Origin of the sequence: Actinoplanes sp. NPDC051475, from assembly GCF_040689425.1 — a bacterium.
GTDB lineage: Bacteria > Actinomycetota > Actinomycetes > Mycobacteriales > Micromonosporaceae > Actinoplanes.
Map to the genome: position 1 here is coordinate 166,910 of NZ_JBFAZZ010000002.1, position 24,540 is coordinate 191,449.

A 24,540-nucleotide genomic window follows, 5' to 3' on the forward strand; every position below is an offset into this window, starting at 1 on the left:
AGCGCCCCACGCGACGAAGCCCCCGTTCCCTGACGGAACGGGGGCTTCTGCCGCTCTTGAGCTTCTAGGAACCGCTCGCCCGGCGGACCGGTGCGCGACCGGCCGGCTGCGTCGGGGCCGGACCGGTGGGCGGCGCCGGCGGGATCGGCAGGACGATCGGCTTCACCTGCGTGACCGTGACCTCCTTGCCGTGGTGCAGCAGGTCCAGCCGCGCCGACCCGCCGCCGTTGCGCAGCGAGTACGTGACCTCGTCCGGCGTGACCTCGACCCGCAGCCGGAGCCCGCGCCACAGCAGCGAGAACTCGAGGTTGCTGATCCGGCTCGGCAGCCGCGGCGCGAACGAGAGCTGGCCGTTGTAGTCGCGCATCCCGCCGAGGCCGGCCACGAGGGCGATCCAGGAGCCGGCCAGCGACGCCACGTGAACGCCGTCGCGGGCGTTCTGGTGCAGGTCGTGCAGGTCCATCAGGGCCGCTTCGCCCAGGTAGTCGTGGGCCAGCTCGACGAAGCCCACCTCGGCCGCTATGACCGCCTGGATGCAGGCCGACAACGATGAGTCGCGGACCGTACGGGCGTCGTAGTACGCGAAGTTGCGGGCCTTCTCCTCCGGGGTGAAGGCGTCGCCGCGGACGTACATGGCCATGACCAGGTCGGCCTGCTTGACGACCTGCTTGCGGTAGAGGTCGAAGTACGGGTAGTTGAGCAGCAGCGGGTACGCCTCCGGCGGAGTGTTCTCGAAGTCCCACTCCTGCAGCCGGGTGAAGCCCTCCGACTGCTGGTGCACGCCCAGCTCACGGTCGTACGGGATGTGCACGGCCGCCGCGGCGTCGCGCCAGGAGGCGGATTCCTCGTCGTCGACGCCGAGCTTGCGGGCCAGGTCGGGGTGACGCTTGGCCGCGTCCGCCGCCGCGAAGAGGTTCTGCTGCGCCATCAGGTTGGTGTAGACGTTGTCGTCCACCACCGCCGTGTACTCGTCCGGGCCGGTCACGCCGTCGATGTGGAAGCGGCCGTGGCGGTCGTGGTGACCCAGCGAGCGCCACAGGCGGGCGGTCTCCACCAGCAGCTCCAGGCCGACCTCGCGTTCGAAGTCGTCGTCGCCGGTGGCGGAGATGTAGCGGCGGACCGCATCGGCGATGTCGGCCCCGATGTGGAAGCCGGCGGTGCCGGCCGGCCAGTATGCCGAGCACTCCTGCCCGCGGATCGTGCGCCACGGGAAAGCCGCCCCCTGCAGGCCGAGGGTCTGCGCGCGCTCCCGGGCGAGATCCAGGGTGGAGTGCCGCCAGCGGAGCACGTCCGCGGCCGCCGCGGGCTGCGTGTACGTCAGCGCCGGCAGCACGAACGTCTCGGCGTCCCAGAACGTGTGGCCGTCGTACCCGGGGCCGGAGAGGCCCTTGGAGCCGATCGGGCGCTTCTCGGCGCGCGCGCCGGCCTGCAGGGTGTGGAACAGGCCGAAGCGGACCGCCTGCTGCACCTCGGGGTCGCCCTCGACGCGCACGTCGGAGTGGTCCCAGAAATCGTCGAGGAATTCGCGCTGGGCCTCGATCAGCCCCTCCCAGCCGTCCAGCCGGGCGCTGGCCAGGGCCGCGCCGACCTGGTCGCGCACGGCGGGCAGAGAGCGGTTGCTGGACCAGCCGTACGAAGCCAGCTTCACGACCCGCAGCTTCTGTCCGGGCTCCAGCTTGCAGGCGACCGTGGTACGCAGCCAGTCGGGGTGGCCCTCGGTGGTAACGGCGTGCTTGCCGGGCGCCTCGACGAGGTGTTCCATGGCCGCCGCCATGCGCAGGTCGCTGGCCTTGGTGCAGTGCACGAGCAGACCACCGGTGCGCTGTTCCAGCATCTCCTCGGCCTGCAGCGGGTGGTCCAGCACCGCCGCCACGCGCGGGTCCTTGCTGGTGGGCGGCAGCTGCTCGTTGGCCACGAGCTCGGACTGCAGGATCAGCCGCGCGGTGTCGTTCAGCGGTTCGACCTCGTAGAGGAACGCCACGACCGAGCGCTGGGTGAAGGACACCATCCGCACGGTGCGTACCCGGATCGCCTGCCCGGAGGGTGACACCCACTCCACGATCCGCTCGAGGGTGCCGGCGCGCAGGTCCAGCGTCCGCTCGTGGGAGCGCAGGTCGCCGTACCGCACGTCGAACGGCTCGTCGTCGACGAGCAGCCGCATGAGCTTGGCGTTGGTGACGTTGACCATCGTCTGACCCGACTCGGGGAAGCCGTAGCCGGCCTCGGCGTAGGGCAGCGGCCGCAGCTCGTAGAACGAGTTCAGGTAGGTGCCGGGCAGGCCGTGCGGCTCGCCCTCGTCCAGGTTCCCGCGGATGCCGATGTGGCCGTTGGCCAGGGCGAAGACCGACTCTGACTGGGCCAGGAGATCCAGGTCCAGCCGGGTCTCCCGGATGTGCCAGGGGTCGACGGGGTAGGCCCGTTCACGGATCACGGTGGTGCCTCTCGCAACTGAGAAGAGAAGTAAGTCTTTGGGGGGTGTTACCGCGTGAGGAGCTCGGCGAGGTCCTGCACCACGATGTCAGCGCCGTGCTCGCGCAACGCCTCGGCCTGACCGACCCGGTCCACGCCGATCACGATGCCGAATCCACCGGCCCTGCCGGCCTCGACGCCGGCAAGGGCGTCCTCGAAGACCGCGCAGTTCTCCGGTGGGACGCCGAGCAGCTTCGCGCCGTGGAGGAACGTGTCCGGCGCGGGCTTGCCCGGCAAGTGTTCCGCACGGGCGACGACGCCGTCCACACGCACCTCGAGGAGGTCGGTGATATCGGCGGCTTCCAGCACGTCTTTGCAGTTGGCGCTCGCTGACACGACCGCGCGGCGCAATCCCGCATCCTGGGCGGCGTGCAGGTAATCGACCGATCCGGGATAGACCTGTACGGCCCCTTCCTGGATCTTTTGCAAGACCAGCAGGTTCTTGCGGTTACCGATGCCGTTGACGGTCTCCTCGTCGGGACCGTCGTCGGGCGTGCCTTCGGGCAGGGTGATGCCCCTGGAGGCGAGGAAGGTGCGGACCCCGTCGGCACGCTGCCGACCGTCGACGTACCGGTGGTAGTCGGCGCCGGGGTCGAAGGGCACGAACTGCTGCCCGTGCTTAGGGGACCAGGCCCGGAGGAAGGCGTCGAAGGTCTGCGTCCACGCGGCGTTGTGGACCAGGGCGGTCTGGGTGAGCACACCGTCGAGATCGAAGAGGCATGCCGTCACATGAGGAGGTAGTCCGAGCACCGGCCTAATGTAGTCGCCCTCGGTGACGAACACGCTTGAATGCCGATGTCGACATTTCCACGGCGTTTCATGCCGTGTTCAGCCTCCGGCAGACGCCCCGTTGAGCAGGTCAGATGCCGGACGCCGACCCGGCAGGTCGATGCGTAGTCCGATAGTTGTCCCAATTGGGCCGGTCGCCATGGTGACTTCGTCGCACAGCTGGTACGCCAGCCAGATCCCCCGGCCGCCGTCCTCGAATGCGCCGGGGGCCTCGGGCGGGCGCCGGTGTTCCTCGGGGATGCCGGGCCCGGAGTCGGTCACCGTGCACCAGACCGCGGTGGGGGTGCGGGACAGCACGAGCCGCCCGCTGCCGCCCGCGTGCAGCACGACGTTGGTGATCACCTCGTTGACCGCGAGGACGAAGCCGTCCAGTCGGTCGGCCAGTAGGCCTGGATCGAGATGCTGGAGGACCTCGTGCCGCAGCACGGTGATGTCGTCACGGCCGAAGACGCGGTCGAGCAGCGCGCTGCTGCCGGTTTTCTGGTACGAGGGGACCGCGCCCGGTGACTCCCTGCCCGGAGCCGGACGCAGCACTTCGTGGTCGACGGTTTCCTCCACCGCCGAGCAGCCTACGCTGTGTACCGCCTCCGTGGCAGTCGTCGGAGCCCGGTAAGTCGGGTCAGAACAGGTGGGACAGGGTCCGGAAGATCTCCGCGTAGAAGTTGCCGTCGATCTCGCGGTACAGGCTGAACTTCATGCCTGGGCTGCCGAAGAAGGGCCGCAGGGTCCAGGCGAGCTGCGTGCCGACGAAGCCGAACAGCAGGATCCACACGTACAGCAGGGTCATGCTCGGCGGCGCGGGCTGCTTGACCGCGACGGGCCGCGGGGCGGGACGCGGCTGGCCGATCGGCGTGAGCATGTAGCCCGGCGGCACCTGAGCCGGGATCGGGGCGGGCGCCGGGGTGGGGCTCCCGTTCGGGGCCGCACCCACCGGGACGAGCTCGGGAGCGGGGACCGGGGCCGTGACCGGGGGGCTGACCGGAGCCTCGACCGGGGTCTCGCTCTTTTCGGGGGTCAGCAGGCCGTGGTCGTTGAGCACCCGCATGCCCCCGGTGAGGAAGCGCAGCCCGACCAGCGCCGACAGCGCCAGGATCGCGACGTTGAGCAGCTTGAAGAAGTTGTAGTCCGGCGCGGTGATCAGGAAGAACAGCGCGATCGGCGCGAACGCCAGCGCCAGCATGGCGGTCACGGTCAGCGCCACCATGACCAGGGCGAGGGACTGGCGTACGGACAGCCGCGCCCCGAAGACGAGGTTGAACAGATAGAGCGTGGGCAGGCAGATGGCCAGCGTCACGAGGAACAGCAGAGGCAACTTCACCGCGGATGTCAGCGCCATGAAGACACTGTGGAAGGAGCCGAGCACCGCCCCGTAGCACGCGAGGGCGATCACCGAGCTGACCAGCATCTGCCCGGTGAGCTTCGACAGTGCGCGGTCCTCGACGACCTGCTGCCAGATCCCCTGTCTGTCGCGCAGGATTCTCTCGATCACCAGCAATCCGGATGCGTTCGCCATTGTCGCCACCCTTCAGGTGTGTGACGTCGATACGCCATCGCACCGACGTGCGGCGAACGATACGGCACCGTGTCAACGGCACCGACCCGTCTTTTCGGTCGCCGGGGACCGAAATCGACTCGATGAGTCGAATGTCTTCTTCAGCGCCACCCGACATCGATGCGGTCGCCGCGCTCGTCGAAGAAGTGCAGCGCGTCCATCCGTACGCTGATCGCCAGCGGATGCCCGGGCGAGACCGCGGGATAGGGAGCCAGCCTTACCGCGAGTTCGGCGGGACGCCGGTGGTGCCGGCCCGGATCGCTGAGCACCGAGTCCTTCTCGGCTTCCTCGCGTTCGAGCACCGCACGATCACCGCGGCCGGCGAGCCGCTGCAACGCACCGCCGAAGCGCTTGAGCGCACCGCCGCTGGGGGCCGCGTCCGAGACCCCCTTGCCGAGCTCGTCCACGACGATCGCGGTGGCGCCGATGTCCAGGAAGGCCAGCGACTCGTGGCCGTGGTGCTCGAGGTAGCGGATCCGGCCCTGCAGCACGTCGCCCGGGGCGTCGGGCGCGACCGGGGTGAGCGCCTCGGCCCGCATGCCGATGACGATCCGCTCGCCGTGGTAGTGCGAGATGGCCCGGGCGCGGATGTCGCTCCACGGCAGGTAAAGCGCCTGTTCGCCGAGGTTGAGGGCGATGTACCGGTCGAGGTGCACGTACACCGACGCCTCGAGCAGGTTCATCCGGGGCGAGCCGAGGAAGGCCGCGACGTAGAGGGTGGCCGGGCGGCCGTACACCTCGGTCGGGGTGCCCAGATCCTGCAGGACGCCCCGGCGGATGATCGCGACCCGGTCGGCCATGGTCAGCGCCTCGGCCTGGTCGTGGGTCACGTAGAGGGTGGTGACGCCGAGCTCGCGGGTCAGGCTGGTGATCTCGGCGCGCAGCTCGGCGCGCAGGCCGCTGTCGAGGTTCGACAGCGGCTCGTCCATGAGGAACAGGCCCGGGCGACGGACGATCGCCCGCCCCATCGCGACCCGCTGGCGCTGGCCGCCGGAGAGCTGGCCGGGCTTGCGAGCCAGCACGTCGCCGATGCCCAGGGCGCTCGCCACGTCGCCGATCCGCTCGACGCGGGGACCCGGCTCGACGCCGGAGAGCTTGAGGGGAAAACCGATGTTGTCCCCCACGGACATGTGCGGGTACAGCGCGAAGTCCTGGAAGACCATGGCGATCTGCCGGTCTCGGGGAGCCAGGTCCATCACCGGTTCGCCGTTCAGCAGGATGGCACCGGCCGTGGGGTCCTCGAGGCCGGCGATCATCCGCAGGATCGTCGACTTCCCGCAGCCGGACGGGCCGAGCAGCACCATGAACTCGCCGTCCTGCACATCGAGGCTGACCCTGTCGACCGCCACGGTCCCGTCCGGCCAGACCTTCGTGACGTCCTTGAGCGCGACGGTGGACACCGTCAACCTCCTGCATGTGAGCTGCGACGATGGCTTAGCGTGACCAGACGCATCGATCGCTGCCATCGGGTGAACGGCCATTCGCGGTCAGTCACCAGATCGTCACAGCGGTAAATGTCTCCGCAGGAAGTCAGGTTGCGGCCTCACCCAGGAGCACTCGGCGGACCACCCGCTCGGCGGCTCCGCCGTCGTCCAGATAGCAGAACCGCCGCCGGAAGCGTGCCCGTTTCGCTGCGGCACCTGCACTTTCGTACGCCCCGCCGGCGAAGATCTCGGCGAGCTCTGTGACGGTGGTGGCGACCTCGCCCGGCGGCAGCTCCACGAGGTCGAAGTAGACCCCGCGCAGTTCCCGGTACGCCGCCCAGTCCGGCGCGTAGATCACGACTGGCCGGTCGAGGACGGCGAAGTCGAACATCGCGGACGAGTAGTCGGTCATCATCACGTCCGCGGCGAGGTACAGGTCCTCGACCACCGGGTACGCCGACACGTCCACGATGCGCCCGCGCCGGGCCGGCGCCTTGTGCTCGTCGGGCACCGCGAAGTAGTGGGCGCGGACCAGCAGAACGGTGCCCGGGCCCAGCGTGTCGGCGAACGCCTCCACGTCCAGCACCTGTCGGCCCGGCGGCAGCCACTCCCGGTGCGTCGGGGTGTAGAGGACGACGCGCTCGTGCGGCCGGATGCCGAGCTGCTCGCGTACGGCGGCGGTGTCCGCGGCGGTCGCGGTCGCCAGCCGGTCGTTGCGCGGGTAGCCGACCTCGAGGGTCTCGTGCCGGCACGGATAGGCGCGCTCCCACGCGATCGTCGTGTGCGCGTTGGCCGTGACGCTGAAGTCCCAGCGATCCGCCCGGCGCATCTGGGCGTGAAAGTCCCGGTCCTTCGCGCCCGCCGGGTGATCGGCCTGGTCCATGCCCATCATCTTCAGCGGCGTGCCGTGATGGGTCATCAGGTGCGTCGTGCCCTCGCGCTTCACCGCCCAGTTGGGCCAGTTCACGTTGTTGACCAGCCAGCGGGCCCGGGCCAGCGCGCGGTAGTAGGGCAGCGAGCCGGCGATCACGTAGTCGGTGCCGGGCGGGACCGTGCCCACCCGTCCCCGGCCCACGACCCAGACGCCGCGCACGCCGGGTGCCAGTTCGGCGGCCTTGCGCGCGATGGCAGCCGGGTTGCAGGTGACCCCGCGATACCAGTACGCGGCGTACAGGGCAAGGTTCTCGTCCACCGGCAGTCGCAGCTGCGCCCGGTAGTACGCCCGGAAGACCGCCTGATGGACGCGTCTGGCGAGCCCCTGGGCCTTGATCGCGGGCAGGTACCGGACCCGGTCGGCGGCCCGGACCGCACCGATCGCCCGCTGCATCGCCCGGTACGGCAGGAACGCGCCGCGGGCCACCAACCGGTGCCGCAGGCCCATGGCACCCGGCGGAACCCGGTAGCCCGCGGCCGGCTTGTAGCGGTGGTAGTCCTCGGTGATCCGATCGAAGAAGCGCCGTCGGGACGCCTTCCGCACCCGCTGGGCGTTGCGCAGCACCACCAGGTAGTGCCAGATCATCCGCTGGAACAGCACCGGTCGCAGCGCCTCGGCACTGTCGCTGTACTGGTCGACCAGCGTCATCGCGTGCGCCCAGTGGTCGAAGACCTCGAAGTGCCGGTCGTCGAGCGTACGGGTGATCGCCCCGGTGCGCCGCTGCCGGTAGTGCACGCAGATCCGGCTCAGGCCGCTGATCCGCGGGGCGGCGGCGAGCAGGGGGAAGGTGAACGAGACGTCCTCGTACCAGCCCGTGGCGAACCGGAAGCCGAGCTTGAGCAGCAGATCGCGGCGCACGACCTTGTTCCAGGCGACGTGCAGGGTGTTCAGGATCCGCGGCCACTCCTCGGCCGTGAAGGTCTCGGGCGCTTCGGCGAGGAGCCGGCCGGCCCCCGGCACGGAGACCCGGCCGTCCCAGTGCACCCGGTCGAAGCCGACGACCAGGACGTCCGCGGCGGTGTCGGCGAGCCGGTCCGCGACGGCGGTCAGGGCGCCCTGGGCGAGCCTGTCGTCGCTGTCGACGAACCAGACGTACTCGCCCACGGCATGGTCCAGGCCGGCGTTGCGGGCCTGGCCCAGGCCCACGTTCTCCGCCAGGGTGACGATGCGAACCCGGGGGTCGCGGGCGGCGTACTCGGCGAGGATGGCGCCGCTGTGGTCGGGCGAGCAGTCGTCGACGGCAACGACCTCGAAATCGGTGAACGGCTGCTCGAGCAGCGAGTCCAAACATTGACGCAGGTAGCCCTGCACCTTGTAGACGGGCAGGACCACGCTCAGCAGCGTCATCGGCGTCCTTCGGTGCGCCAGTCGCGGACCGCCTGCGTGAGGAATCCGAGACCGACCCCGACGGCGAGCAGGAGTTGACCGGCCGTCGCGACCCCCGCCGACGCGAAGAGCACCAGCAGCAGGACGCGCCCGTCCCAGCCGAGCAGCGCCCGCTTCGCCCGCGCCGCGGGTGCGCCCTTCTCCATTCTGGCCGTCAGGTCGTAGTGGTGCAGCGCAAGCACGAACAGCAGCGTGAACACCACCGGCGGCGGCACCGCGCAGATCATCGCGACGGCCACCGCCATCAGATACTCCGCCGCCCGCAGCCCGGCGGGTACCAGCCAGTCCAGCGGGCCGTCGTGTGGGGACCGGGCCGCCAGGCCGGCGCCCAGCACCAGCAGGCCGGCAACCACGAGCGCGATCGCGGCGTCCCCCGCGCGGACGAGCTCGATGTCTCCGGCGCCCCACCGCGTCCCGCGCGGCACCCACCCGGCCGCGACGGCGCCGATCAGCGCCAGCGGGGCCAGCGCGGCGACCGCCGCCCACAGCAACGGCCAGGACAGGTCCGCGGCGCTCACCGTTCCGCGCACGAGCCGGCCGTCGTCGCGGTGCCGCGAGGTGTCGACGGTGTTCAGCACACCGACGCGCATCGAGACCGAGCGCAGAGATCTCAGCCCCAGCGTGTACGCGGCGGCCAGCAGCCCCCAGATCACGACGGCCGCGAGCGCCACCCGGCCGTTCGCCAGCGCCGCGAGGACCGCGATCAGCGCCCACCGCTCGCCGATCGGGAAGACCACGATCCGCTTCAGCCAGTACGCGACCGAGCCGGTGTCCGCCTGCACCTTGTTGGAGGCGCGGCTGAGCCGGGCACCCATGCCGCCGCCCGCGTCGGTGTTGCCGGCGGTGCCCACGGCCTGACGGGCGGCGGCCTCGTCGTGCAGGGCGCCGTACCAGGTGTCGGTCATGTGCCGGACGGTCTGGAGGACGATCGCGGTGATGGCCAGCGGCCAGGCGTACGGCAACCCCACCCGCTCGGCACCGGCCGCGAGACCGGCGTAGGCCGCGTACTCCTTCGCCCGGTCGGCCATCGTGTCCAGCCATCCGCCGAAGGCCCCGAAACGCCGGGTGTAGCGGGCGAGCTGCCCGTCGACGCAGTCCAGCACGAATCCGAGGTACAGCAGCACCGCACCGGCGATCATCGCGGGCCGCGACGCCTCCCAGAACGCGAGCGCCGCCCCCACCGCGAAGAGCACCGACAGGGCCGTGACCCCGCTCGGTGTCAGGCCGGCGCGGGCGCACAGCTTGGTGACCAGCGGCGACCAGGAGCTGACCGCGTACGTGGTGAAGAAGTCGTCCTTCTCCTTGACGGCAAGTCGCAGCAGGGCCTTGTCCTCGTCGACCGCCGCGACCGCCGCCTGGGCCGCGGCCAGCTCGGCGTCGGTGTGCACGCGCTCGGCGTGGAGCAGGCGTACCCGGGTCGCGATCGGCACCAGCCCGCCCGCGAGCAGCGTGGGCAGCAGGGCCTCCAACGCGTTCCCGGCCGTCCGCGGCGCCCGGGTCATGAGGCCGGTGCCGCCGCCGTTCTCGCCGGCGATGATCGCCTCTTCGGCGGCGGCCGCCACGAGGCGCAGGTCGCCGGGCGCGAGGCGGAGGGCGCCGAGGAAGCGGGTGGGACCGTCGACCGCGGGGACCAGCCGGCCGCGCTCCTCGCGCAGGTCGCCGCCGGCGCCGCTGTCCGTGGTCGCGACGAGGGCGGTGCTGCGCCCGGCGGGCTCGGTGGCGAGCGTCCACAGCAGACTGGGGTGCGCCACCAGGTCGTCGGCGCAGAGCAGCAGGGGTTCCTTCGTGCCCGCCGCGATCCGCGCGATGTCCCGCAGCTGCCCCGGGATGTCGGCGCCGTCGGCGGTCAGCACGGCCGAGGCGCCGGCGGCGGTCAAGGCGACGGTCAGCTCGTCGGCAAGCCTGCCGGCGGCAGCCGGGTCGAGGTCGTTGCCGGTGCTGCCGCACAACACGGCGAGCGTCACCGCGACATCCCTCCCACCAGAAGCCGCCCGGGGGCGGAATTGCCCCGATGTTAACAGCGGATCGGTGACGGGTACGGGGAGCCCTTACGGGAATGTGAGCCGCCTTCTCCCCCTCACGGCCGAGGGCGCAGGCGCTGCGGGCTCCTACCGTTGATCGCAGGTCAGGCACCCCGCCGGACCGACACCGAAGGAGTGGATGACATGGCTCGCCGACTGGTTCGCCCCCGCGACGACCGATGGATCGCCGGCGTGTGTTCCGGCCTGGCCCGCCGCTTCGGCGTGTCCTCGGGCGTCATGCGGCTGATCTTCGTGCTGTCCTGCCTGCTGCCCGGCCCGCAGTTCCTGATCTACCTCATCCTGTGGGTGCTGCTGCCCAACGAGTGAGGGTCATTCAGTCACGGATTGGTGAACTCGACGGTGACCTTGGCGTAGCCGAGGCGCTCGAAGAGGCTGGTGAGCATCTTCTCGGTGTTGTCCCGCGCCCGCTGGTCGAGGCCGCTGGCGCGGGCCGACTCGGTGATCCGTTGCTGCGCGAGCTGGTAGACCCGCTGCTGCTGGTCGGGGTTGCTGGAGAAGGCGTCGCCGATGCGGTTGAGCAGGCCCCGCTCCTCCGCCACGACATAGCTGCGCTGCATGTCCAGGGCGGCCTGGCCCTGCTCCGGCGGCGGCAGCTTGATCTGGACCGACTTGTTCTCCTCGTCGACCGTCAGGGCGTCGGAGGCCAGCCGGCTGAAGTCGATGTACTCCTCCACCGTGCCGGCGCCGACGAACAGCGTGCGCTTGTTGAGCAGGAAGTCGGGGACGTTCTCCTTGTTCTCCTGCAGGTCGACGATCACCTGGAAGGTGCCGTCGGCGGCGACGTAGCGGCTGAGGTCGCGCATCGACTGCAGCAGGACCGGCTGGCTGCGGTCGGTCGTCTTGTCGGCGAACGGGTTGTCGAAGCCGGGCAGCACGTTGATCGCGCGCAGCCCGAGGCACATCGCCACGATCAGCGCGAAGACCACGCCGATGAAGATGACGACCCGGGCGAAGCCGCCGACGCCGGGCGACCGTTCCGGCGCCGCGGGCTCGGCGGTGACCGGCCCGGGCTCGGTCACGGCCGGATACTCCCTGGTCGGCTCATCCACATCGTGTGAGTTGGCCATGCTCCTTACGGTACGGCGGGGGTGCGACAACCGCAGCGCTCAACCGCCGAAGGCGTTCAGATCGGTCAATTTCTGCCCGATGACGAGCTGATGGATCTCGGAAGTTCCCTCGTACGTGAGCACACTCTCGAGGTTGCTGGCGTGCCGGAGCACCGGATACTCGCCGCTGATGCCGTTGCCGCCGAGGATCGTGCGGCACTCTCGGGCGATCTTGATGGCCTCGCGCACGTTGTTGAGCTTGCCGATGCTCACCTGCTCGGGCCGCAGTCCCGCGGTGTCGCTGCGCCGCCCGAGGTGCAGCGCGAGCAGGTAGCCCTTCTGCAGCTCGAGCGCCATGTCCGCGAGCTTGGCCTGGGTGAGCTGGAAGCCGGCGATGGGGCGGCCGAACTGTTCGCGGGCGGTCGCGTACGCGATGGCCGTCTCCAGGCAGTCCCGGGCCGCGCCGAGCGAGCCCCAGACGATGCCGAAGCGGGCCTCGGTGAGGCAGCCGAGCGGGGCCTTGAGACCGCGCGCCAGCGGCAGCCGGGCCGAGTCGGGCAGGCGCACGTCGTCCAGGGTGATCTCGCCGGTGGCGGAGGCGCGCAGCGACAGCTTCTTCTTGACCTCCCGCACCGAGAAGCCGGGCGTCGCCGTCGGCACGGCGAAGCCGACGATCCCCTCCTCGGCGCGGGCCCAGATGACGGCCACGTCGGCGAGCGGCGCGTTAGTGATCCACATCTTGCCGCCGTGCAGCACCCAGCCGTCGCCGTCGCGGCGGGCGCGGGTCGCCATGGTCGCCGGGTCCGAGCCGTGGTCGGGCTCGGTGAGCCCGAAGCAGCCGATCAGTTCGCCGGCGGCCATGCCGGGCAGCCACTGCTGCTTCTGCTCCTCACTGCCGAACTTCCAGATGGCGTACATGGCGAGCGAGCCCTGGACCGAGACGAGCGAGCGGACGCCCGAGTCGGCGGCCTCCAGCTCCATGCAGACCAGGCCGTACTGCACCGCGGTCGCGCCGGCACAGCCGTAGCCGGTCAGGTGCATGCCGAGGAAGCCGAGCTTGCCCAACTCTCGGGCGAGGTCGCGGACGGGCGCTTCGCCGCGCTCGTACCAGTCGGAGACGTACGGGCGGACGCGGTCGTCGGCGATCCTGCGCGCGAGCTCGCGGACGTCGCGTTCCTCGTCGGTCAGCAGGTCATCGAGGTCCAGCAGATCCAGCGGTGATACGGCCATGCCGTTAAAACTAACAGCGTTAGTTGTCGATGACGAGCACTCTGGCGTGGATCTGGTTGCGTTGTTGCAGCGCTGCCCGCAGCGCCCGGTGCAGGCCGTCCTCCAGATAGAGGGCGCCGTTCCACTCCACGACGTGCGGGAACAGGTCGCCGTAGAACGTCGAGTCCTCGGCGAGGAGCTTGTCGAGCGCCAGCTCGCGCTTGGTGGTGATGAGGTCGGCCAGCCGGATCGGCCGGGGCGGGATCTCGGCCCATCTCTTCAGCGTCGTGTGATGGTCGGGGTACGGCGCTCCGTCCCGTACCGCTTTGAAGATCACGACGGCACGCTCCCCTCGGTACCTCACTCTGGCCATACCCGGCGGACGGGCCTGTACGCCTGCCAGCCTAGCGAGCCGCCGTCGTCCCCCCGGCGGTCCACCGGCCATGATGCACCACCTCGTCCACCGGGCGGTGCCCCCGGCGCAGTGACGGTGACCTCTTGTCCGGCGCCGGATAGCCCACGGTGAGCGCGCCGACCGGCGTGAATTCGTCCGGAATGCCGAAAGCCTCCCGGAAAGCACCGATCCGCTCGGCCGGCACGCCGAAGAACAGCGAACCCAGCTCCTCGTTGACCGCGGTCAGGTGCATGAGCAAGGCAGCGAACCCGGTGTCGATGTCCCAGTACGGCACCGGCCACCGGCTCTCGTCGCGGTCGGTCCAGCCCTTGTCGGACTGGGCGTACCGGTCCAGGTAGACCGACTTGTTGGAGAGGGCCACGATGATCAGCGGCGCCGACCGCATCCGCTGCAGCCAGGAATCCCCCGGCCCATCCGCGGCCGTGACCGACCAGTAGAGCTCGCGATCCTCGGGCTGCTGGAGCACCAGGAAGCCCCAGCCCTGGGAGAACCCGGCCGACGGCGCTCGCAGCGCGTGCTTGACCAGCTTGTCGACGATCTCCGGCGGCACCGGGCGCTCCGGGTCGTACGTCCGCACCATCCGGCGCCGGCGGAGGACCTCGTCGAACTCCACGGCTCAGGCCGCCGAGGGCCGGATGCCCCAGGACGCCCGCCACGTCTGCCCCGGCGCCAGCACGGTCAGGTCCCGGCCGGAGCGGAAGGCGTCGGGCGGGCAGGTCATCGGCTCGATCGCCAGCGAGCGCCGGAACCGCTCGCCGCGCAGCGTGTCGCCCGTGAACACCTGCCACCACTTGAAGACGTCGTCGCCCCAGACGGTCACCGCCTGGCTGCCGTCGGGCGCCGCGATAGTGACCGACGAACCACCGTCGGCGTCCGTGATCAGGTCGCCCCAGGTGGTGTCGAGCACGGCGGCACCGATGCGGCGCGGCTCGGTGTAGTCGAACTCCGTACCGGCGACCCGCACGGCGCCGATCGGCAGCAGCCGCTGGTCGGCCAGGATCTTGCTGCGCCCCGGCACCCGCAGCACCGTGTCGTCCACGGCCACGCCCGGGAGCTGCACGTACGGGTGGACCGAGAAGCCCCACGGCGCGGCAGCGTCGCCGGTGTTCGTGACCTCCTGATCGGCGCGCAAGCCGTCGGCGGAGACGCTCCACCGGATGCGCATGGTCAGCGGCCACGGGTAGCCGACCTGGGGCGGCAGGTCGAACCCGAGGGTGACGGAGTCCGCGGTCTGCTCGGCGAGCCGCCACCGGGACCAGTTGACGAGCCCGTGGATCGCGTTGTGTTTGTCCGGCTCGGTGAGGGAGAGCTGGTAGGTCGTGCCGTCGAAGGTGTAATGGCCGTCGCGGATGCGGTTGGGCCAGGGCGCGAGGATCTGCCCCGCCGAGGCCGGCGAGATCTCGTCCGGCCCGAAGCCGTCCACCACCTCGCGGCCGCCCACCGCGTACTCGCGCAACACCCCACCGACCTCGGCGACCGTGGCCCGATGGCCGTCGGCCTCGATCGTCCACTGAGTCCCAGATCTCGCCGACACGACGTCCGTCATGGGCACGACATTATCGGTTCGCGTCAGTGTCAGCGGGAGGGCGGTATCGAACGAGGGCCGGGAATGCTAGAGCCAGCACCACCGCCAGCCCGGCGGCCGCGAAGCCACCGCCCGCCCAGGACGCGGTCGGTCCGGTGAGGCCGGCGGTGGCGCCCGCGCGCAGATCGCCGAGCCGGGGCCCGCCCGCCACCACCACCGTGAAGACGCCCTGCAGCCGCCCGCGCAGGCGGTCCGGCGCGTACACCTGCAGGATCGACTGCCGGTAGACCGCGCTGACTAGGTCGGCCGCGCCGCCCACGGCGAGCAGCAGCACCATCGCCCACAGCGAGGTGGCCAGGCCGGCGAAGCCGACCGCCACGCCCCAGCCCACCACCGCCAGGACCAGCGCGACGCCCTGCCGCTGCACCCGGCCGATCCAGCCGGAGGTGAGGCCGCCGATCACCGAGCCGATCGCGATCGCGGCGAAGAGCCAGCCCACCGCGGACCCGCCGCCGAACCGGTCCGCGGCGATCTCCGGAAAGAGCGCCCGCGGCATGGCGAGCACCATGGCGATGATGTCCACCGCGAAGGACAGCAGCAGCACCGGCTGGGTGGCGAGGAAGCGCAGGCCGTCCACGATGCCGCGCAGGCCGGCCGTCGGCTTCTCCGCGTGGCCGTCGTCGTGCACCGGCGGGATGGGCGGGAGCCGGTAGGTCGCCCAGAACGAGACCGTGAAGAGGGCGGCGTCCACCGCGTACGCGATCGTGACGCCGGTGCCCGTCGACCAGGTGCCGAAGATCAGGCCCGCCGCGAGCGGGCCGAGGACACCGCCCGCCGTGGTCGTCGTGTACGCGAGGGTGTTGGCCGCCGGGACCAGGCCGCCCGGCACGAGCCGCGGGATGATCGCCTGCCGGGCCGGCGAGCTGACCGCGAAGCCGGCGGACTGCACCGCGGTGAGGACGAGCAGCAGCACGCCGCTGCGGATCCCGAGCAAGGCCTGCACCAGCAGTCCCACGGTGGACAGCCAGGCGAGCGTCGAGCTCGCGAGCAGCAGCTTGCGGCGGTCGACCACGTCCGCGGCGGCGCCGCCCCACAGACCGAAGATCAGCAGGGGTACGAGTCCGGCGATGCCCAGCAGGCCCACCCACGCCGACGAGTGCGTGATCGCGAACATCTCGACCGGTACGGCCACCGAGGTGAACTGGAAGCCGAAGTACGAGACCCCGTTGCCGATCCACATCCGCCGGTACGCGACCTCGCGCAGCGGACGTACGTCGATCACCCAGCTCCGGTGCCGTCCCGCCTCGACGACCTTCTCGGCGGCCTCGACGGGCTCCTGGCTCACGGGGCGAGCCGCTCGACGACCCAGGTGTCCCCGGTCCTGCGGTAGCGCAACCGGTCGTGCAGGCGGTTGCTGCGGCCCTGCCAGAACTCGACGGTCTCCGGCACGACCCGCAGTCCACCCCAGTGCGGCGGGGCCGGAACCTCGCCGTCCTCGCCGAAGCGCTCGACCGCCTCCGCCAGTCCCCCCTCCACGGCGTCCCGGTCCGGCACCACCGTGCTCTGCGGGCTGGCCCAGGCGCCGAGCCGGGAACCGCGCGGCCGGGTGGCGAAGTACGCCTCGGTCTCCGCCCGGGTCACCTTCTCCACGCCGCCGCAGACGATCACCTGGCGCTGCATCGGGAACCACGGGAAGACCAGGCCGGCCTGCGGGTTCTCGAGCGCCTCGGCACCCTTGCGGGAGGTGTAGTTGGTGAAGAACACGAATCCGCGCTCGTCGTACCCCTTGAGCAGGACCGTGCGCGCGCTCGGCCGGGCGGTCGCGTCGGCGGTCGCCACGATCATCGCGTTGGGCTCGGGGAGCGCGTACTCCAGGACGTCGGCGAACCAGCGGCCGAACTGCTCCGGCCAGGTCGCCGCCAGATCCGTCTCGAGCAGCGCGCCGCGCTCGGTGTAGTCGCGCCGCATGGCGGCGGGCGACGATTGTTCGGGCGTCACATGCTTTCCTTTTCCGAGATCGACCCAACGAACCTAAGTCGCGTACGGCGGCCCGTCCCCTCAGGAAGGATAGGTGTCGCAGACAGCACATTTCCGCGGGTCGACCTCCCGGTCACCGGCGGGCAAGATGAAGCATCCACGGCTTTCGTCCAGCCGGAACTCCCAGGAGGCGTCGTGTCCGATTTCAAGCCGGGCCTGGAGGGCGTCGTCGCCTTCGAGACCGAGATCGCCGAACCCGACAAGGACGGCGGCTCCCTGCGCTACCGCGGCGTCGACATCGAGGACCTGATCGGCCAGGTGTCCTTCGGCAACGTGTGGGCGCTGCTGGTCGACGGCCGGTTCGGCCCCGGGCTGCCGCCCGCGGAGCCGTTCCCCGTGCCCGTGCACTCCGGCGACATCCGGGTGGACGTGCAGTCCGCGGTCGCCATGCTCGCGCCGTACTGGGGGCTCTCCCAGCTGCTGGACATCGAGGAGGACCAGGTCCGCACCGACCTGGCGCGGGTGTCGGTCACCGCGCTGTCGTTCGTGGCGCAGGCCGCCCGCGGGCTGGGCCTGCCGGCCGTGCCGCAGAAGGACATCGACAAGGCCCAGACGATCGTCGAGCGGTTCATGAAGCGCTGGCGTGGCGAGCCCGACCCGCGCCACGTCAAGGCGGTCGACGCCTACTTCATCTCCGCCGCCGAGCACGGGCTCAACGCCTCCACCTTCACGGCCCGGATCGTCGCCTCCACCGGTGCGGACGCGGCCGCCTGCATCAGCTCGGGCATCGGGGCGCTCTCCGGCCCCCTGCACGGCGGCGCGCCCTCCCGGGTGCTGCACATGATCGAGGCGGTCGAGCGCAGCGGCGACGCGGAGGCGTACGTCAAGGGCGTGCTCGACCGCGGCGAGCGCCTGATGGGCTTCGGCCACCGGGTCTACCGCGCCGAGGACCCGCGCGCCCGCGTGCTCCGGCGTACGGCCAAGGAGCTGGGTGCGCCCCGCTTCGAGGTGGCCGAGGCGCTCGAGCGCGCCGCCCTCGCCGAGCTTCAGGCCCGCAAGCCGGATCGGGTGCTGGCCACCAACGTGGAGTTCTGGTCGGCGGTCGTCCTGGACTTCGCCGAGGTCCCGTCGCACATGTTCACCTCGATGTTCACCTGCGCCCGGGTGGCCGGCTGGAGCGCGCACATCGTGGAGCAGAAGAAACTCGGTCGCATCGTGCGCCCCAGTGCGCGTTATGTGGGACCGTCGGCCCGCAAGCCGCAGGACGTGGAGGGCTGGGACGCCGTCCCGCATAATCTGTAGTCGCTTCGCCACCGCCCGGAAGGACCCCCCGTGACTGACCCGATCCGCATCCCCGACGACCTCAAGCCCGTCGACGGCCGGTTCGGTTCCGGTCCGAGCAAGGTGCGGCCGGAGGGGGTCGAGGCGCTCTCCCGGGTGGCGAAGACCCTCATGGGTACGTCGCACCGGCAGAAGACGGTGAAGGACCAGGTCGCCCGCCTGCGCACCGGGATCGCGGAGTTCTTCTCCCTGCCGGGCGGCTACGAGGTGATCATCAGCAACGGCGGCACCAGCGCGTTCTGGGAGATCGCCGCCTTCGGGCTGATCCGCGACAAGGCCCAGTTCGCCGAGTTCGGCGAGTTCGGCGCGAAGTTCGTCAAGGCGGTGAAGGACGCGCCCTTCCTCGCCGAGCCGACCGTGCACAAGGCTCCCGGCGGCAGCGCGGCCCACCTGACCGCCGAGGCGGGCGTCGACGCGTACGCGAGCGTGCACAACGAGACGTCGACCGGCGTGGCAGTGCAGGTCAAGCGGGTCTCGGGCGCCGACCCGGGTGCCCTGCTGCTGACCGACGCCACCTCGGGCGGCGGCAGCCTGGACGTCGACCTCACCGAGACCGACGTCTACTACTTCGCCCCGCAGAAGGCGTTCGGGTCCGACGGCGGGCTGTGGATCGCGCTGATGTCGCCGGCCGCCATCGAGCGGGCCCACGAGATCAAGGCGTCGGGCCGGTACATCCCGCAGTTCCTGGACCTGGTCACCGCCATCGAGCAGTCGCGGCTGGAGCAGACGTACAACACGCCCGCGCTGGCCACCGTGTTCCTCGCGGCCGAGCAGGTCGACTGGATGAACGCGCAGGGTGGCCTGGGCTGGGCGGCCAAGCGCAGCGCGGAGAGCGCCGCGGCGATCTACGGCTGGGCCGACCGCTCGGCCGTGGCGTCACCCTTCGTCACCGACCCGGCACTTCGCTCGAACGCGGTGGCGACGATCGACTTCGCCGACGGGGTGGACGCCGCGGCCATCGCGAAGGTGCTCCGCGCGAACGGGATCGTGGACACCGAGCCGTACCGCAAGTTGGGACGCAACCAGCTCCGGGTGGCCCTCTACCCCACTGTCGACCCGAGTGATGTCGAGGCGCTGACCCGCTGCATCGACCACGTCATCGAGCGACTCTGAACGATCCACGGCTGCCGCCCGTACTGACGGACGGCAATGTCGATGGATGTGAAGGAGTCGCCGTGGCCCGGACCGGTATCGACACCTCGATCCTGCACAAGGGAGCGCACAGCGCCTCTTATTTCGATCTTTCTCGAAGCATGGACGAAGGTGCGGAGATCGTCGACTTCTGCATTCCGTGCAACCCGTACTTCCCGACGCCGGAGATGTTCGACGAGCTCTCCCGCGACCTGAAGAACATCCTGAAGTACTACCCCAGCGACTCGCACAGCATCACGAACAAGCTGGCCAGTGTGCTCGGCCTGCACCCGCAGACGGTGGCGATGGCCAACGGCTCCACCGAGCTGATCACCTGGATCGACCACCTGCTGATCAAGCAGAGCGTGGCGATCCCGATCCCCACGTTCGGCCGCTGGACCGACCAGCCACTGGAGACCGGCAAGCGCGTCGACATGTTCCCGCTGCAGGAACGCGACGCGTTCCGTCTCAACCTCGACGACTACGTCCGCTTCATCCGCGACCGCGGCTCCCGCGTCGCCGTGGTCTGCAACGTCAACAACCCGGACGGCGGCTATCTCGCCCGCCGCGACGTCATCCGCTTCATGGACGCGCTCGGCGACCTGGACCTGGTCGTGATCGACGAGTCCTTCATCGACTTCTCCGACGCCGAGCAGTACCCGTCGGTCGGCCCGGACGCGGTCATCCGCCCCAACACGGTCGTGCTCAAGAGCCTCGGCAAGAACTTCGGCCTGCACGGCATCCGCTTCGGTTACCTGATGGCCAACCCCGCCATCGCCGGCAGGATCGGCAAGGCGCTGCCCAAGTGGAACCTGAACTCGCTGGCCGAGAAGGTCGTCTACATGATCCAGGAGCACGACGCCGAGTACGACGACAGCCTGCGCCTGCTCAGCCGCGACCGCCGTACCATGGCCGGCGAGCTGGCCCGCATCCCCGGCCTGACGGTCTTCCCGTCCCAGGGCAACTTCATCCTGGTCAAGCTGCCCACCGAGTGGTCCGGGGTGGCCCTGCGCGACTACCTGGTCGCCAACCACGGCGTCTACACCCGCGAGTGCGGCAACAAGCTCGGCATGACCAGCCAGTTCATGCGCCTGGTCGTGCGCCCGGCCCGCGACGTGGACCGGCTCATCGACGGGATGATGGACTACGGGCGCCAGTTCCGGGTGCGGCCTGCGTACGACGAGGACCCGCTCGACACCCGCCGCAGCTGGAACACCGCCGACGAGGAACCCGACAACCTCATCCAGTACCCCGGCCACCGCTCCACCGAATACACCGCGCGCCGCGCCGCCAACGGTTAGCCGAGGTGGCGCACCATGACGACCTCGCCGTCGTCCATCTCGCCGGTCGCCACGAAACCGGCGGAGAGGTAGAGGGCGCGGGCGCGGGCGTTCGACGGCACGAAGCTCAGCCGTACGGATTCCGCCTTGTGTTCGCGCCCCGCATACTCGACGGCGGCCTCCAGCGCCTGCCGGCCGAGCCCACGACCCTGGAACCGATGGTCGATCATGAGCCGGACCAGCACGTGCTCGCCGGCCCGCCCGCCGGGATGCAGCAGGACGAAGCCGACGAGCTGGCCGTCCGCGTAGACGGCGCGCGGCTCGGCCTCCGGATAGACATGCGTCTCGGCGATGCCCACGACGTTCGGGGCGACGAAATCGGCCTGGTCCGGGCCGACTTCCAGCTTGATGACGGCGCGGAAGTCGTCCTTGGTCACCGGGCGGAGTTCGACTGCCATACCGTCTTTGTAGGGTGGGTGACGGGCCCGGGCAACAGGTTATCCAGTGAAGATCATCTTCGCAGGTCAGCAAGTTGAACGGCGTGGCTTACCACCATCGAGTGATCGCGACGCGTACCGTGTTCCAAAACGTGCCCGGGTGGCTGACTCTCGGGACCTATATCCGATCAACAGCCGAGTTAGCGACGGGACGGAGGCAACGCATGCGGCCGGTACGCTTCGTCGCCCTCTCCGAGGACGGTCAGGCCCTGGTGCTCGCCGACGAGGTCGGCCGGCTCCTGGCACTTCCCATCGACGACCGGGTGAGCACCGTCCTGCACCACGAGGGCGGAGCCGTGGCGGTGCCCACGACGGCGAACGCCGTGGCCGTGGCCAACGCCGAGTCCATGGCGATCCTGTCACCCCGGGACATCCAGGCCCGGATCCGCTCCGGCGAGTCCGCCGAGGACGTCGCGCGCGTCGCCGGGGTTCCGGTCGACCGCGTCCTGCGCTACGCCGGTCCCGTGCTCCAGGAGCGGGCCATGCTCGCCCAGCACGCTCGTCGCACCCGGCTGAAGACGTCCGACTCGGGCGCGCCGCTGGCCGAGGTGGTCGACAGCCGGCTCGCCCAGCACGGCATCGACACCGAGAAGATCTCCTGGGACGCGTTCCGGCGCGAGGACGGCACCTGGCGCATCGTGGCCACCTGGCCGTCCGGCAAGGCCACCGCGCAGGCCGTCTGGGACCTCGACAAGGGCCGCCAGGTCGTCTCGCCGCACGACGACATGGCGCAGTATCTGTGCGCCGAACGCCCCACCCAGATCCTCGGTCAGGAGCCGGCGCCCGAGCGCAGCGCCCACGAGCGCGGCGGCCACGGCCTGCCCGGCCCGACCCGTGGCGCCGAGCCGGCCCGCGGCGGGCGTGGCCTGCCCACGACGGACTCTCCGCGCCCCACCCGTGACCCGATCCGGGCCGGGCGCGACGCGCTGCTCGCCTCCCTCGACCGGCCGCTCGGCAACGAGCGTCCCGGCCGCGGCCTGGAGCCGGCCGCCCAGGAGACCCGCCGCCCGGTCGCCGGCGGCGCTGCGGCGCTGCTCGGCGGCGGTGCCGGCTCGGCCTTCGACGACGACGCCGACCTGCCCAAGGAAGTCCCGGCGGTGCCCAGCCTGGCCGTCCTCCGGCCGCGCCGCACGGTCGGCGCCCAGCCCGGGGAGGTCGAGTCGGAGGAGGCAGCGAAGCCGCGCAAGCGCCTTCCGAGCTGGGACGACGTCCTCTTCGGCGGCGGCCCGGCAGCGCGCGAGAGCTCCTGAGCTACCAGGTTCGCAGGGTGGTGTAGGTGCCGGCCGGGTCGCTGCGGACCAGCGTCATCTCGTCCAGCGTCCACGGCGGCCCGGAGTAGGTCTCCAGGGCCGTGCGGACAGCATCGTCATGGGCGTACATGACGGTCAGGTGCGCGGTGAAGGGCCGTTCGTCGGGTGACACCCCGGCCTCCTTCGCGGCCCGGCGCACCTGGTCGCTGAGATCGCCCAGCTGTCCCTCCACGCCGGCCCACGTGACCCGGCCGCTGAACCCGCCCCCGCCGCGCAGCCGCAGCTCCCGGCCGCGGGGCAGCACGACCCGGTCGAGGGCGTCCTCGAGCCCGGGAAGCCCCTCGCCGGACACCTCGCCGAGGAACGCCAGCGTCACATGCCATTTCTCGAGCGCCGTCAGGCGCAGGCTGCGTCCCGCCACCGCTTCGGTCAGCCGCCGGCGCAGATCCCGCCGTACGTCGTCCGGCGGGTACACCGCCACAAAAAGCCGCACGCCGAGAACCTAGCGGAGGCGCAACCCCGCGGCACGCAGCTCCTCCTCCACCCGGATCCGTTCGAGGTCCCGGTCCATCCCGTCCAGCGCGGCCAGGTGATGCCGCACGCCGAGGGCCTCGCTGGCGACCACGAGGCGGTGGTCGTACGCCCGCAGCACAGCGGCCAGCCACGCGGCGGACTCGAGCGTGGGACCGCTGGACCGCTGCCGTGCCAGCCGGCGCAGATCGGCGGCCACCTCCTCGATGCCGGGGGCGGGTGCCGGCGGCCGGACGAACGGGTCGGCGCCGCTCAGCCGGCGATCGAGGCAGCGCAGGGCATGGAGCTCCCGCCGCCGGCCCCGCGCCCAGGGGCGGCGGGCGGCCACGGCGTCCGTGCAGACGACGACCGCGACGGCGCACGGCAGGCACAGCAGCGCCACCAGCGCCATCGCGAGCACCACGATGTGCGTGATTGCCACGGGATGACGCTAAGCCTTCCGGAAAGCGAAGCGAGACAGCCGTTCGGATGACTCGGTCTGCCAGGATCCAGCCGTGGGCGGGCCCGTCGTCAGCCGATCTGCCGGTCCCGGCCGGCGAGGTAGCCGGCCACCATCTGCGGCAGCATCAGGAACGTCATGAGGGCCAGCGGCACCCGCCAGCTGCCGCTGTGCTGATAGAGGGCGCCGACGACGATGGGACCGGGGATCGACAGGAGATATCCGGCGCTCTGCGCGAAAGCGGACAGCCGCACGACCACCGCCGCGTTCCGCCCCCGGAGTGCGATCATGGTCAACGCCAGCGGGAAGGCGCAGTTCGCGACGCCCAGCAACACCGCCCACACCCAGGGGGCCGCGGCCGGGGCGGCCCAGAGTCCTGCGTAGCCGGCGAGGCCGAAGAGACCGATCCCGACGGCGAGCCCACTCTGCCGGGGCAGGCGGCCGGCGACCGCGGAGAGCGCGAACGACAGCGGTACGCCGAGCAGCGCCGTCACCGCGAAGAGCAGGCCGGCGGTGGTCGGCGGGATCCCCGCGTCGCGGAACACCTGGGGCAGCCAGCCCATGATCACGTACGCGGCGGTGGACTGGAGCCCGAAGTAGACGGCGAGCGCCCAGGCCATCGGCTGGTGCCGCAGCCGCAGGTCCGGCTCGACAACTGCCGCGCCACCGGGCGGCGTCTCCCCGGCCCGATCGCGCGCGAGCAGGATCCACAGTGGCAGGGCGAGCGCGGCCACCACGGCCCACAGGCCCAGCCCAAGCCGCCAGTCGCCGCCGAACCCGGCGGTCACCGGCACGGTCACGGCGGCCGCCGTCGAGGCGCCGAAGTTCAGCGCCACGGAGTACAGGCCGGTCATGGCCCCGACCCGGTCCGGGAACCGTTGCTTGACGACGACCGGCAGCAGGATGTTGGCGAGCGCGATGCCGGCGAGCGCCAACGCCGTCAACGCGAGGAACAGGGGCGTTCCACCGGCCCAGGGCCGTACGGCCAGGCCGCACGCGAGCGCCGCGACGCCGACGGCGACCGCCCCGCCCGTGCCCCAGCGGCGGGCCAGGAGCGGCGCGGCCGAGCCGACCGCCGCGAAGCACAGGGCCGGCACGGAGGTGAGCAGCCCGGCGACGGCGGCGCTCATGCCGAGGCTGTCGCGCACCTCGGCCAGCACCGGTCCCAGGCTCGTGATCGCCGGACGGAGGTTGATCGCCGCCAGCACCAGCGCCGCCACGGCCAGGGCACGGGTGCGCCCGGCGCGGCCGGCCGGGAAGCGGGTGCTGGTCATCGTCATGGAACCCATCATAGAATCATGGG

The 24,540-nt window shown here is 71.2% G+C and carries 23 protein-coding genes; 5 read left to right on the forward strand and 18 right to left on the reverse strand.

Annotation, left to right across the window (positions count from 1 at the left end; genetic code table 11):
- Positions 1-64 precede the first annotated feature (64 nt).
- The 7 genes from AB0368_RS05295 to AB0368_RS05325 form a co-directional block, all read right to left on the reverse strand.
- Positions 65-2,431 carry a glycoside hydrolase family 65 protein gene (locus AB0368_RS05295; protein ID WP_366152538.1) on the reverse strand — a complete coding sequence of 789 codons (2,367 nt, stop codon included), beginning with the start codon at positions 2,429-2,431 and terminating at the stop codon, positions 65-67.
- Positions 2,432-2,478: 47 nt separating this feature from the next.
- A complete protein-coding gene (locus tag AB0368_RS05300; RefSeq protein ID WP_366152905.1) occupies positions 2,479-3,219 on the reverse strand; it encodes a beta-phosphoglucomutase family hydrolase in 741 nt (246 codons plus the stop codon).
- Between the two features lie 78 nt (positions 3,220-3,297).
- Positions 3,298-3,816, reverse strand: coding sequence for an ATP-binding protein (locus AB0368_RS05305; protein ID WP_366152539.1), 519 nt, complete (start codon positions 3,814-3,816; stop codon positions 3,298-3,300).
- 61 nt (positions 3,817-3,877) lie between these two features.
- The gene (locus tag AB0368_RS05310) at positions 3,878-4,771 is read right to left on the reverse strand and encodes a hypothetical protein (protein WP_366152540.1); all 894 of its coding nucleotides are present in this window, start codon (positions 4,769-4,771) and stop codon (positions 3,878-3,880) included.
- A gap of 140 nt (positions 4,772-4,911) precedes the next feature.
- On the reverse strand, positions 4,912-6,210 hold the full coding sequence (locus AB0368_RS05315) for an ABC transporter ATP-binding protein (RefSeq protein WP_366152541.1): 1,299 nt from the start codon (positions 6,208-6,210) through the stop codon (positions 4,912-4,914).
- A gap of 130 nt (positions 6,211-6,340) precedes the next feature.
- Positions 6,341-8,515, reverse strand: coding sequence for a bifunctional glycosyltransferase family 2 protein/CDP-glycerol:glycerophosphate glycerophosphotransferase (locus tag AB0368_RS05320; protein WP_366152542.1), 2,175 nt, complete (start codon positions 8,513-8,515; stop codon positions 6,341-6,343).
- Positions 8,512-10,518, reverse strand: a complete 2,007-nt coding sequence (locus tag AB0368_RS05325; RefSeq protein ID WP_366152543.1) for a DUF5941 domain-containing protein — start codon at positions 10,516-10,518, stop codon at positions 8,512-8,514. The genes AB0368_RS05320 and AB0368_RS05325 overlap by 4 nt, the downstream gene beginning before the upstream one ends.
- A 201-nt stretch (positions 10,519-10,719) precedes the next feature.
- Here AB0368_RS05325 and AB0368_RS05330 point away from each other — a divergent pair, with 201 nt between their 5' ends.
- A complete protein-coding gene (locus tag AB0368_RS05330) occupies positions 10,720-10,902 on the forward strand; it encodes a PspC domain-containing protein (protein ID WP_366152544.1) in 183 nt (60 codons plus the stop codon).
- 11 nt (positions 10,903-10,913) lie between these two features.
- Here the strand turns inward: AB0368_RS05330 and AB0368_RS05335 are convergent, their stop codons facing one another.
- From AB0368_RS05335 to pdxH, 7 genes are all read right to left on the reverse strand, one after another.
- Positions 10,914-11,663 (reverse strand): DUF4230 domain-containing protein, encoded by a 750-nt coding sequence (locus AB0368_RS05335; RefSeq protein ID WP_366152545.1) that lies wholly within the window; start codon positions 11,661-11,663, stop codon positions 10,914-10,916.
- A 39-nt stretch (positions 11,664-11,702) separates the two neighbouring features.
- Positions 11,703-12,872, reverse strand: coding sequence for an acyl-CoA dehydrogenase family protein (locus tag AB0368_RS05340; protein WP_366152546.1), 1,170 nt, complete (start codon positions 12,870-12,872; stop codon positions 11,703-11,705).
- Positions 12,873-12,891: 19 nt separating this feature from the next.
- Complete coding sequence (locus AB0368_RS05345; RefSeq protein ID WP_366152547.1) at positions 12,892-13,188, reverse strand: type II toxin-antitoxin system VapB family antitoxin; 297 nt, start codon at positions 13,186-13,188, stop codon at positions 12,892-12,894.
- A gap of 67 nt (positions 13,189-13,255) precedes the next feature.
- Positions 13,256-13,879, reverse strand: a complete 624-nt coding sequence (locus AB0368_RS05350) for a nitroreductase family protein (protein WP_366152548.1) — start codon at positions 13,877-13,879, stop codon at positions 13,256-13,258.
- A 3-nt stretch (positions 13,880-13,882) separates the two neighbouring features.
- Positions 13,883-14,812 (reverse strand): aldose 1-epimerase family protein, encoded by a 930-nt coding sequence (locus tag AB0368_RS05355; protein WP_366152549.1) that lies wholly within the window; start codon positions 14,810-14,812, stop codon positions 13,883-13,885.
- A gap of 10 nt (positions 14,813-14,822) precedes the next feature.
- Positions 14,823-16,136 carry an MFS transporter gene (locus tag AB0368_RS05360; RefSeq protein ID WP_366152550.1) on the reverse strand — a complete coding sequence of 438 codons (1,314 nt, stop codon included), beginning with the start codon at positions 16,134-16,136 and terminating at the stop codon, positions 14,823-14,825.
- Positions 16,133-16,759, reverse strand: coding sequence for a pyridoxamine 5'-phosphate oxidase (gene pdxH, locus AB0368_RS05365; RefSeq protein WP_366152906.1), 627 nt, complete (start codon positions 16,757-16,759; stop codon positions 16,133-16,135). Before pdxH ends, AB0368_RS05360 begins: the two co-directional genes overlap by 4 nt.
- Positions 16,760-16,963: 204 nt before the next feature.
- Here pdxH and AB0368_RS05370 point away from each other — a divergent pair, with 204 nt between their 5' ends.
- From AB0368_RS05370 to AB0368_RS05380, 3 genes are all read left to right on the forward strand, one after another.
- Complete coding sequence (locus tag AB0368_RS05370) at positions 16,964-18,070, forward strand: citrate synthase 2 (protein ID WP_366152551.1); 1,107 nt, start codon at positions 16,964-16,966, stop codon at positions 18,068-18,070.
- A 30-nt stretch (positions 18,071-18,100) separates the two neighbouring features.
- Positions 18,101-19,222: a phosphoserine transaminase gene (gene serC, locus AB0368_RS05375; RefSeq protein ID WP_366152552.1), complete on the forward strand. Its 1,122-nt coding sequence runs from the start codon at positions 18,101-18,103 to the stop codon at positions 19,220-19,222.
- A gap of 62 nt (positions 19,223-19,284) precedes the next feature.
- Entirely contained in the window at positions 19,285-20,541 is a 1,257-nt protein-coding gene (locus AB0368_RS05380) for a histidinol-phosphate transaminase (RefSeq protein WP_366152553.1), read from the forward strand.
- On the opposite strand, the gene AB0368_RS05385 is transcribed toward AB0368_RS05380, so the two are convergent.
- Positions 20,538-20,978, reverse strand: coding sequence for a GNAT family N-acetyltransferase (locus AB0368_RS05385; RefSeq protein ID WP_366152554.1), 441 nt, complete (start codon positions 20,976-20,978; stop codon positions 20,538-20,540). The genes AB0368_RS05380 and AB0368_RS05385 overlap by 4 nt on opposite strands.
- 203 nt (positions 20,979-21,181) lie before the next feature.
- Here AB0368_RS05385 and sepH point away from each other — a divergent pair, with 203 nt between their 5' ends.
- The gene (sepH, locus tag AB0368_RS05390; RefSeq protein ID WP_366152555.1) at positions 21,182-22,267 is read left to right on the forward strand and encodes a septation protein SepH; all 1,086 of its coding nucleotides are present in this window, start codon (positions 21,182-21,184) and stop codon (positions 22,265-22,267) included.
- A 1-nt stretch (position 22,268) separates the two neighbouring features.
- Here the strand turns inward: sepH and thpR are convergent, their stop codons facing one another.
- The 3 genes from thpR to AB0368_RS05405 form a co-directional block, all read right to left on the reverse strand.
- A complete protein-coding gene (gene thpR / locus AB0368_RS05395) occupies positions 22,269-22,760 on the reverse strand; it encodes an RNA 2',3'-cyclic phosphodiesterase (RefSeq protein ID WP_366152556.1) in 492 nt (163 codons plus the stop codon).
- Between the two features lie 9 nt (positions 22,761-22,769).
- Positions 22,770-23,219, reverse strand: coding sequence for a hypothetical protein (locus AB0368_RS05400; protein ID WP_366152557.1), 450 nt, complete (start codon positions 23,217-23,219; stop codon positions 22,770-22,772).
- A gap of 89 nt (positions 23,220-23,308) precedes the next feature.
- Complete coding sequence (locus AB0368_RS05405; protein WP_366152558.1) at positions 23,309-24,517, reverse strand: MFS transporter; 1,209 nt, start codon at positions 24,515-24,517, stop codon at positions 23,309-23,311.
- Positions 24,518-24,540 lie beyond the last annotated feature (23 nt).